General features: G+C 75.5%; 8 protein-coding genes. 5 read left to right on the top strand and 3 right to left on the bottom strand.

Annotated elements, in window-relative coordinates; all coding sequences use genetic code 11:
• Positions 1-108 precede the first annotated feature (108 nt).
• The gene (gene pgm, locus ACFV61_RS28350) at positions 109-1,749 is read right to left on the bottom strand and encodes a phosphoglucomutase (alpha-D-glucose-1,6-bisphosphate-dependent) (protein WP_363632400.1); all 1,641 of its coding nucleotides are present in this window, start codon (positions 1,747-1,749) and stop codon (positions 109-111) included.
• A 142-nt stretch (positions 1,750-1,891) separates the two neighbouring features.
• Positions 1,892-2,191: a YciI family protein gene (locus ACFV61_RS28345; protein WP_063352966.1), complete on the bottom strand. Its 300-nt coding sequence runs from the start codon at positions 2,189-2,191 to the stop codon at positions 1,892-1,894.
• A 279-nt stretch (positions 2,192-2,470) separates the two neighbouring features.
• Between ACFV61_RS28345 and ACFV61_RS28340 the strand changes: the two genes are divergently transcribed.
• The gene (locus tag ACFV61_RS28340) at positions 2,471-2,836 is read left to right on the top strand and encodes a hypothetical protein (RefSeq protein WP_380494644.1); all 366 of its coding nucleotides are present in this window, start codon (positions 2,471-2,473) and stop codon (positions 2,834-2,836) included.
• A gap of 63 nt (positions 2,837-2,899) precedes the next feature.
• A complete protein-coding gene (locus ACFV61_RS28335) occupies positions 2,900-4,390 on the top strand; it encodes an FAD-binding protein (RefSeq protein ID WP_380494642.1) in 1,491 nt (496 codons plus the stop codon).
• Positions 4,391-4,453: 63 nt separating this feature from the next.
• Here ACFV61_RS28335 and ACFV61_RS28330 read toward each other — a convergent pair whose 3' ends face one another.
• Positions 4,454-5,962 carry a multicopper oxidase family protein gene (locus ACFV61_RS28330; RefSeq protein WP_380494640.1) on the bottom strand — a complete coding sequence of 503 codons (1,509 nt, stop codon included), beginning with the start codon at positions 5,960-5,962 and terminating at the stop codon, positions 4,454-4,456.
• Positions 5,963-6,220: 258 nt separating this feature from the next.
• Here ACFV61_RS28330 and ACFV61_RS28325 point away from each other — a divergent pair, with 258 nt between their 5' ends.
• The 3 genes from ACFV61_RS28325 (at position 6,221) to ACFV61_RS28315 (ending at position 9,076) form a co-directional block, all read left to right on the top strand.
• Positions 6,221-7,600, top strand: a complete 1,380-nt coding sequence (locus tag ACFV61_RS28325) for a pyridoxal phosphate-dependent decarboxylase family protein (RefSeq protein ID WP_380494638.1) — start codon at positions 6,221-6,223, stop codon at positions 7,598-7,600.
• An 82-nt stretch (positions 7,601-7,682) separates the two neighbouring features.
• A complete protein-coding gene (locus ACFV61_RS28320; RefSeq protein WP_380494636.1) occupies positions 7,683-8,348 on the top strand; it encodes a GNAT family N-acetyltransferase in 666 nt (221 codons plus the stop codon).
• On the top strand, positions 8,345-9,076 hold the full coding sequence (locus ACFV61_RS28315) for a DUF6875 domain-containing protein (protein WP_380494634.1): 732 nt from the start codon (positions 8,345-8,347) through the stop codon (positions 9,074-9,076). Before ACFV61_RS28320 ends, ACFV61_RS28315 begins: the two co-directional genes overlap by 4 nt.
• Positions 9,077-9,182 lie beyond the last annotated feature (106 nt).

Here is a 9,182-nt window from a genome sequence, read left to right as displayed (position 1 = left end):
TTTTTATACCCCCCCCGGGCGGGGGCGGGTGGGGGGGGGGGGGGCCCCCTCCACCGGGGGGGGGGGGGGGGGGGGCCCCGGGGCGCGCCCCCCCCCCGGGCGCGGGGATCAGGCGCCGAGGACCTCGCCGACCAGGGCGCGGGCCTCCTCCTGCACCCGGGCCAGGTGGCCGGTGCCGAGGAAGGACTCGGCGTAGATCTTGTAGACGTCCTCGGTGCCCGAGGGGCGGGCCGCGAACCAGGCGTTGTCGGTGCACACCTTGATGCCGCCGATCGGCGCGCCGTTGCCGGGCGCCTCGGCCAGCACCGCGGTCACCGCCTCGCCGGCCAGCTCGCCCGCGGTGACCTGCTGCGGGGAGAGCCGGGCCAGGCGGGCCTTCTGCTCGCGGTCGGCCGGGGCGTCCACGCGGGCGTAGGCGGGGGCGCCGTGGCGCTCGGTCAGCTCACGGTAGTAGGCGCTGGGGGTGGCGCCGGTGACGGCGGTGATCTCGGAGGCCAGCAGGGCCAGCAGGATGCCGTCCTTGTCGGTGGTCCACACCCCGCCGTCGCGGCGCAGGAACGAGGCTCCGGCCGACTCCTCGCCGCCGAAGGCGATCGAGCCCTCCGCGAGCCCGTCGACGAACCACTTGAAGCCCACCGGCACCTCGACCAGTTCGCGCTTGAGGTCGGCGGCGACCCGGTCCAGCATCGAGGAGGACACCAGCGTCTTGCCGACCGCGGCGTCGGCGGGCCAGTCCGCGCGGTGGCGGTACAGGTAGTCGACGGCCACCGCCAGGTAGTGGTTGGGGTTCATCAGGCCGCCGTCGGGGGTGACGATGCCGTGCCGGTCGGCGTCCGCGTCGTTGCCGGTGGCGATGGCGTACTCGTCCTTGCGGCCGATCAGGGAGGCCATCGCGGACGGCGAGGAGCAGTCCATGCGGATCTTGCCGTCCCAGTCCAGCGTCATGAACCGCCAGGTCGGGTCGGTGACCGGGTTGACCACCGTCAGGTCCAGGCGGTGCGTCTCGGCGATGCGCGCCCAGTACGCCACCGACGCCCCGCCCAGCGGGTCCGCGCCGATGCGCAGCCCGGCCGCGCGCACCGCGTCCAGGTCGAGGACGGCGGGCAGGTCCTCGACGTAGGTGCCCAGGTAGTCGTGGCGCCCGGTGGTCGCCGCCGCCAGCGCCCGCGCGTACGGGACGCGCTTGACGCCGCGCAGGCCCTCGCGGATCAGCTCGTTGGCGCGGTCCTGGATCCAGCCGGTGGCCTGCGAGCCGGCCGGGCCGCCGCTGGGCGGGTTGTACTTGAAGCCGCCGTCGCGCGGCGGGTTGTGCGAGGGGGTGACCACGATGCCGTCCGCCAGCGCCCGGGGGCTGCGCCGGTTGTGGGCCAGGATCGCGTGCGAGACCGCGGGCGTGGGGGTGTAGCCGTCGGCCGCGTCCAGCAGTACCTGCACGCCGTTGGCGGCCAGCACCTCCACCGCCGTCACCTTCGCCGGCTCCGAGAGCGCGTGCGTGTCGGCGCCCAGGAACAGCGGTCCTGCGATGCCCTGTTGGGCCCGGTACTCGCAGATCGCCTGCGTGGTCGCGGCGATGTGGTCCTCGTTGAACGCGGCGTCCAGCGAGGACCCGCGGTGGCCCGAGGTGCCGAACGCCACCCGCTGGCCGACCTCCTGAGGGTCCGGGTTCAGCGCGTAGTACGCCGTCACCAGCCGCGCCACATCCACCAGGTCATCCGGCTGTGCCAACTGCCCGGCCCGTGCGTGTGCCATCCGTCTTCTCCCGCCAACTTCCCGTACGCGTCCTTGCCCCGTGCCACCGATCGTAGCCAGAACGCGACCGTGCCCCGAACCGCGAGGCGGGGCGGGGCACAGCGGGGCCGGAGTTCAGGGGCCGGGGTTCAGGGGCCGGGGTTCAGGCGGGCAGTTGCTGGCGGTAGGCGTCCAGGGCGGGGGCGGTGGTGGTGGCGAGGAACTCGGTCACCGTGTAGGCGACCAGGCCCTCGCGGGCGAAGGGGTCGGTGCGGGTCAGCTCCTCGACCGCGGCGCGGTCCTCGCCCAGCGCGATGATCACCCCGCCCTCGCGCGGCACCTTGCGGCCCGAGGCGAGGAAGGTGCCGGCCTCGTAGTGCCCGCGCAGCCACTCGACGTGCTGCGGCAGGGCGGCGTCGATGCGCTCCAGCGGGGCGGTGTACGTCAGCTCAAGTACGAACATGCGACCAGGCTAGCCCCGCACGGCAGGGGCCTCGCGGCCGGGGATCCCGGCGTGTACCGAGCCCCATTGTGCCAGTTCAGCGGGGGGTTTCGGTAGGACGCAGAGCACCCGGATCACACCTTGCCGGGCGGCGGGCGCAGCCCGCAGACTCGTCCGCATCCACTCCTTCGGCCACGCGCCGGCCCCCTGCCCAGGGCGGCCGGGGCGCGCGCCGTGCTGCGCACGGGCCGTACGGCGCCGCAGGCGGTGGGCGGTGAACGGACGAAGGGGGACGCGAGGATGACGACGCACAAGGACGTGGCGCACGAGGACGCGGCGCACAGGGACCTGGTGCTCAAGGCGCGGGTGCGGCTGCTGAGCCACAACGAGTGGGTCCTGGACGCCCCGGAGGGGCTGTGGGTGTATCGGGCGCTGTTCCCGGTCAGCCCGCCCGTGTACGCCTACAAGCTCGCCTACGTGCTGTGGACGGCGGCCGACTCGCCGCGGGTGGCCCATCTGCCCCAGGCGCGGCGGGCGTTGCTGGAGGAGGCGCGGGCCGCCTGCGCGCACATCCCCGCCGGCGCCCCGGCCTACCAGATGCGGATGCCGGAGTACATCGCGGCCGCGCTGGCGGGGCTGGAGCAGGAGGGGCGTGCGGGGAGGTAGGTGGTCGCGGGGTGGTTGCGGTACAACAATCCCTATTTGACGACTGATCGGAGAAACGCTGATATGAGCAGTTCAGGTCTGTCCCGCCGCGCACTGATCGCCGGCGCCGGCGCCGCCGTCGTCGGCTGGAACACCGCCGCCCGCGCCTGGGCCGCCGAGCCGGGCGAGAACGTGGATCAACTGCCCGCCCTGGAAGGCACGGTGGCCCTGCGGGGCGCCGACGTGGAACGGTTCTCCTCCGACTTCGGGCACCTGGTCACCGCCTCGCCCCGCGCGGTGCTGCGCCCGGCCTCGGTGCGCGACGTCCAGAAGGTGGTGGCCTTCGCCCGCCGCCACCGCATCCCGGTGGCGGTCAACGGGCAGAGCGGCGACCAGGCGGTCGGCGGCGACAGCGGGCTGGAGTCGCACTCCAGCTACGGCCAGGCCAACCCCCGCGGCGGCATCGCGATCGACGCGCGCGGGCTGTCGCGGATCCTCTCCGTCGAACCCGGGCGGGCCGTGGTGGAGGCGGGCGCCACCTGGGCGCAGCTGACGGACGCGGCGCTGGCGGCGGGCTGGATGCCGCCGTGCCTGACGGACTACCTGCACCTGTCGGTGGGCGGGACGCTGAGCGTGGGCGGCATCGGCGGGGCGGTGCAGCGCCACGGGCTGCAGGCGGACACCGTGCGGTCGCTGGACGTGGTGACCGGCACCGGCGAGCTGGTGACGGCCTCGCGCGAGCACAACCGGGAGCTGTTCGAGGCGGTGCTGGCCGGCGGCGGGCAGGTGGGGATCATCGTGCGGGCCACGCTCGCCCTGGTGCCGGCGCGCGAGCGCGCCACCGTGTTCACCCTGGCCTACGACGACGCGGACCTCTACCGCGCGGACCAGGAGAAGGTGCTGGCCCAGGGCCGCTTCGACCTCCAGGTCGGCAACGTGGTGCGCAGCGCGGACGGGCAGCGGTGGCGCTACACGGCGGAGCTGGTGGCCTACGGGGACGCCGGGCGGGCGGTGGACCGGGAGGCGCTGCTGGCGGGGCTGCACGGGGTGGCGGGCGAGACGACGGTGGTGGAGCAGAGCTGGCGCGAGTACGCGTTCCGGGTGGACGCGTTCGCGGGGTACCTGCGGGCGGCCGGGTTCTGGGGGCTGCCGAAGCCGTGGCTGAGCCTGTTCCTGCCCGCCTCGACGGTGGGGGTGTTCATGCGGGAGGCGACCGCGCTGCTGACGGCGGAGGACCTGGGGGCGGGGCTGCTGCTGTTCTACCCGTACGCGCGGGCGCGGGTGGGGGCGCCGCTGGCGGTGCTGCCGCAGGAGCCGGTGGGCTGGCACTTCGACCTGCTGGCGTTCCCGGCGCCGGGGGCGGACACGGCGGCGATGCTGGAGCGCAACCGGCGGCTGTACGACCGGGCGGTGGAGCTGGGCGGCAAGCGCTACCTGATCGGGGCGGTGCCGGGGATGACGGGGGCGGACTGGCGGCGCCACTACGGCGGTCTGTGGGAGCGGGTGGAGCGGGCCAAGCGGCGGTGGGATCCGGCGGGGATCCTGGCGCCGGGCCAGGGCATCCACGCCGGCTGACGGCCGGGCCCCCGGGCCGCCTGCGGGGGGCGGGCGGCCCGGCGGGGGGCAGACAGAAGGTGGTCAGGTGATCTCCAGCTGCGCCATCATGCCCATCGCGGAGTGGTCCAGCAGGTGGCAGTGATAGGGGTAGCGGCCGCGGTAGGAGTCGAAGAGGGCCTGCAGGCGCACGCTCTCCCCCGGCAGCAGGCGCACGGTGTCCTTCAGCCCGGACTCCGCCGGGCCGGGCGCGGCGCCGTTGCGCGCCAGCACCCGGAACTGCACCAGGTGCAGGTGGAAGTTGTGCGGGACGTCCTTGTTGGCGTTGACGACCGTCCAGATCTCCGAGGTGCCGAACGCCACCGAGGCGTCCACCCGCGCCGGGTCGTACACCTTGCCGTCGATCAGTCCCAGCGGGGCGGCGCCGGGCTTCTCCTGGTACTCCAGGACGACGGTGCGCTCGCGGGCCGCCGCGCCCAGGGCGGGCAGGGTGCGCAGCTGGGCGGGGACGCGGCTGGGGTCGTCGGCGGCGCGGGTGATGTCGAAGCGCAGGACCTGGCCGACGTGTTCGGCGGGGCCGGGGGGCATGGAGTTGGTGAGGACGATGCTGGAGCCGACCGGGTAGCGGGAGAAGTCGACGACGACGTCGGCGCGCTCCCCGGGGGAGAGGTCGACGGTGTCGGTGACGTGGGGGCGTTCCAGCAGGCCGCCGTCGGAGCCGATCTGGGTGAGGGGGCCGCCGTCGGCCAGGCGCAGGGAGAAGAAGCGCAGGTTGGAGGAGTTGAGCAGGCGCAGCCGGTACTTGCGGGCGGCGACCTCGACCTTGGGCCAGGGGCGGCCGTTGGCGAGGATGGTGGTGCGGTTGAGGGGGTCGTCCATGCGGTAGACGAGGCGGCCCTGGGGGTCGAAGCGGGCGTCGCGCAGGGCGATGGGCAGGTCGTAGCGGCCGGCGGGCAGCGGCAGGGCGGCTTCGGTGGCGTCGGTGATCAGGTAGGTGCCGGCCAGGCCCCGGTAGACGTGCTCGGACTCCAGGTGGTGGGCGTGGTCGTGGAACCACAGGCTCGCGTGGGGCTGGTCGTTGGGGTAGGTGTAGGTGCGGGTGGCGCCGGCGTCCAGGAGGTTCATGGGGCCGCCGTCGGAGGCGACGGGGACGCGGGCGCCGTGCAGGTGGACGGAGACGGGGTCGTCCAGCAGGTTGGTCTGGCGCACCACGACCGGGCGTCCGGAGCGGGCGCGGATGACGGGGCCGGGGAAGGCGCCGTTGTAGGTGAGGACGTCGGTGCGGTGCCCGGGCAGGATGCGGGCGTAGGCCTTGAGCATGGTGACGGCGTAGGTGTCGGCGGCGCCGTCGGTGGAGACGGGGGAGAGCACCGGGGGCAGGGGCATCGCGGCGGTGAACTTCGGTGCCAGGGTGGGGCCGGCGTCGGGGCCCGGGTCGGCCTCGGAGGCGGGGGCGGCAGGGCCCGGGTGGGTGTGGGCGGCCGCGGCGGCGGCGGTCTCCACGGAGGCGGCCGGGCGCAGGGTGGTGCGCATGAGCAGGACCCCTCCCCCGGTCGCCAGGGCGGCGCCGATCATCCTGCGTCTGGTCACCATCGCGCGTCCTCCTGCTGCCGGCCCGGTGTGGCGGTGTGCCCGTGCGGCCCCGGCGGGTGGGGCGGGGGCGGGTTCCGGGGGTGATTGCAGCAGCGGATCCTTGCGCCCGGTTGGGGTCCGGCTGAGGCCCGGTGGAGCGCGCGGGGCGGGTTGCGGGCGGGGCGCGCGGTGAGCTGCGGGTGTTGCGGGCCGCTTGCGGCGGGCGGTCACCGTGGCTCGCAGAACACTGGAGGATCCCTCGAAGGGAAGGGCCGGAGCGTGGACCTGCGGTACTGGCTGCCGAGGGCGGCCGAGGTCGCCGAGCAGTGGGGAGAGCGGTTCGGGCCGTACAGCCCGCACCCCTCGCACCAGGTGGACGACGCGGACTTCGCCGCCGCGTTCGAGCGCTTCGCCAAGCGCCTGGAGCACAACTATCCGTTCTTCCACCCCCGTTACGCCGGGCAGATGGTCAAGCCGCCGCACCCGGCCGCCGTCGTCGGCTACCTGACGGCGATGCGCTTCAACCCCAACAACCACGCCTACGAGGGCGGGCCCGCCACCAACGACATGGAACGCGAGTGCGTCGCCCAGCTGGCCGCCATGTTCGGCCTGCCCCGCCACGTCGGCCACCTCACCAGCAGCGGCACCATCGCCAACCTGGAAGCCCTGTACGTGGCCCGCCAGAGCCACCCCGGGCGCGGCGTCGCCTACAGCGCGCAGTCCCACTACACGCACAGCCGCATGTGCCACGTCCTGGGCGTCGAGGGCCACGCGGTGGCCGCCGACGCGGACGGGCGCATGGACGTCGACGCGCTGGCCGACCTGCTCGCCACCGGCCGCGTCGGCACGGTGGTCGTCACCGCCGGCACCACCGGGCTCGGCGCCGTCGACCCGGTGCACGAGGTGCTGGCACTGGCCCGCCGCCACGGGGTGCGGGTGCACGTGGACGCCGCCTACGGCGGGTTCTTCGCCCTGCTGGCCACCGACGACGCCCAGGCCGCCGCCCTGCGCCTGGACCCGGCGCCGTGGCGGGCCATCGCCGGCTGCGACTCCGTCACCGTCGACCCGCACAAGCACGGCCTGCAGCCCTACGGCTGCGGCGCGGTGCTGTTCGCCGACCCCGACATCGGCCGCCACTTCGCCCACGACTCCCCCTACACCTACTTCACCGACGCCGAACTGCACCTGGGCGAGATCAGCCTGGAATGCTCGCGCGCCGGCGCCGCGGCCGCCGCCCTGTGGCTGACCCTGCAACTGCTGCCGCTCACCCCCCAGGGCCTGGGCGCCGTCCTGGCCGGCGGGCGGCGCGCGGCCCTGGCCTGGGCGGACCTGATCGAGGACAGCCCGCACCTGACCCTCCACCAGCGCCCGCAACTGGACATCGTCACCTACCACCCCACCCCCGGCGGGACACCGATGTCCGCCGTCGACGCCGCCAGCCGGCACGTGCTGCGCCAGGGCATGGCCGACGAGCAGGACCCGCTCTACCTGAGCCTGCTGCGGGTGGACGCCGCCGACTTCACCCGCCGCCACCCGGCAGCGGCGGCGGACGCCGAGGGGGCCTCGGTGCTGCGCAGCGTCCTGATCAAGCCCGAGGCCGAGGACCACCTGCCGGCCCTGCACGCGCGCCTGACCTCGCTCGCCACCGCCCGGCCCTGACCCGCCCGTCGCCCCGCCGTACGAGTGCACCCCCCGTACGACCGCCCTGCTGTCCCGCCGCCTGTCTGCCGAGGAGTGTCCGTTGACCACCGCCACCGTCCCGCCGGGCGCCGCCCTCGCGGCCCCCGCGGTCCGCCCCGCCCGACCCGAGGAGGCCCCCGCCCTCGCCCGGGTGCTCGCCGCCGCCTTCCACGACGACCCGCTCACCCGCTGGGCCTTCCCCGACGACGCCCACCGCGCCCGCATCCTGCCCGCCTTCTTCCGCGTCCACGTCGACCAGTGCCTGGCCCACGGCGGCGCCCTGACCGCCCAGCACCCCGACGACCACGCCCCCGTCGGCGCGCTGCTCTTCCTGCCCCCCGGCGTGTGGGAACACCCCGGGGAGCAGGACCAGACGGCCGCCCGCGCCCTGGACGCGGCCGTCGACGCCGACGCCCACCCCGAATCCGCCCGCCGCCTGGCCGCCATCACCCGTCTCCAGGCCCGCCGCCACCCGCGCCACCGCCCCCACCACTACCTGGCGTTCGTCGGCGCCCACCCCGACGCCCGCCGCACCGGCACCGGCACCGCCCTCCTGCGCGCCTTCCTGGCCCGCGTCGACCACGACGGCCAGGCCGCCTACGCCGAGACCAGCTCCCCCGGCGGCGCCCGGGTCTGCGGCGCCGGCGGCTTCACCCGCTTCGGCGAGGCCATCGCCCTGCCCGCCGGCGGCCCCCGCCTGACCCCCGTGTGGCGGGGCCCCCGATGACCACCCACACCCTCGACATCGACACCGCGCTGCACGGCGGCACCGCACTGCACAGCGGCACCGCACTGCGCGTCGACACCGCGCTGCGCGTCTACTCCGCCGAGCAGATCGACGCCGGCGCCGCCGACCACCACCCCGAGGCCGCCGAGATCCTCGCCTGGAGCCGGCGCTTCCTCACCACCGCCCACCCCGACCTCGGGCGCAGCGGCCCCGTCTGCCCCTACACCCAGCCCTCGCTGCGCCGCGGCCTGTTCCACATCGCCGTCGCCGACACCCGCGCGGGCGGCGACCTGCCCGCGCTGGTCGGCGAGCTGCGCGCCTGGTACGAGCGGCTGCTGGCCGACCTGACGGAGGAGTCGGACCGGGAGCTGCTGACCGTCCTGCTGGTACTGCCGGGCCTGGACCGGGCCGACTCCACCGCGCTGGACGAGGCGCAGCGCAAGGCCAAGGACGAGTTCGTCGAACAGGGCCTGATGATCGGCCAGTTCCACCCCGTCTGCGAGGAGGGGGGCCTGTGGAACGGCTCCTTCAGGCCGCTGCGCGCGCCCGTGCCGCTGCTGGCGGTGCGCAAGCTCCTCGTCTTCGACCTGCCCTTCCTCGTCGACGACGAGGCCCACCTGGCCCACTACCTGGCCCGCTTCGCCCCCCAGGTCCCCGCCCGCATCCGCGACCAGCTGGTCTCCGGCATGACGGAACACCGCAGGACCGCCCGCCTGACCGCCGCCTGAGCCGCGGCCCCCCTGGGCGGGGGGGGGGGGGGGGGCGCCCGGGCCGCCCCCCCCCCCCCGCCCCGCGGGGGGCCGCGCCCCCCGGGCCGCCGCCCCCCGCCGGCGG

The organism is Kitasatospora sp. NPDC059817 (assembly GCF_042731835.1).
Classification (GTDB): domain Bacteria; phylum Actinomycetota; class Actinomycetes; order Streptomycetales; family Streptomycetaceae; genus Kitasatospora.
The sequence above is the reverse complement of the archived record's forward strand: the minus strand, read 5'-3'. Positions and strand labels throughout refer to the sequence as shown.

Bases quoted from the DNA above. Each gene is read 5' to 3' on its own strand.
- ACFV61_RS28315 (WP_380494634.1), top strand. From the start codon at position 8,345: ATGACCACCCACACCCTCGACATCGACACCGCGCTGCACGGCGGCACC.
- ACFV61_RS28345 (WP_063352966.1), bottom strand. From the start codon at position 2,191: ATGTTCGTACTTGAGCTGACGTACACCGCCCCGCTGGAGCGCATCGAC.
- ACFV61_RS28340 (WP_380494644.1), top strand. From the start codon at position 2,471: ATGACGACGCACAAGGACGTGGCGCACGAGGACGCGGCGCACAGGGAC.
- pgm (WP_363632400.1), bottom strand. From the start codon at position 1,749: ATGGCACACGCACGGGCCGGGCAGTTGGCACAGCCGGATGACCTGGTG.
- ACFV61_RS28330 (WP_380494640.1), bottom strand. From the start codon at position 5,962: ATGGTGACCAGACGCAGGATGATCGGCGCCGCCCTGGCGACCGGGGGA.
- ACFV61_RS28335 (WP_380494642.1), top strand. From the start codon at position 2,900: ATGAGCAGTTCAGGTCTGTCCCGCCGCGCACTGATCGCCGGCGCCGGC.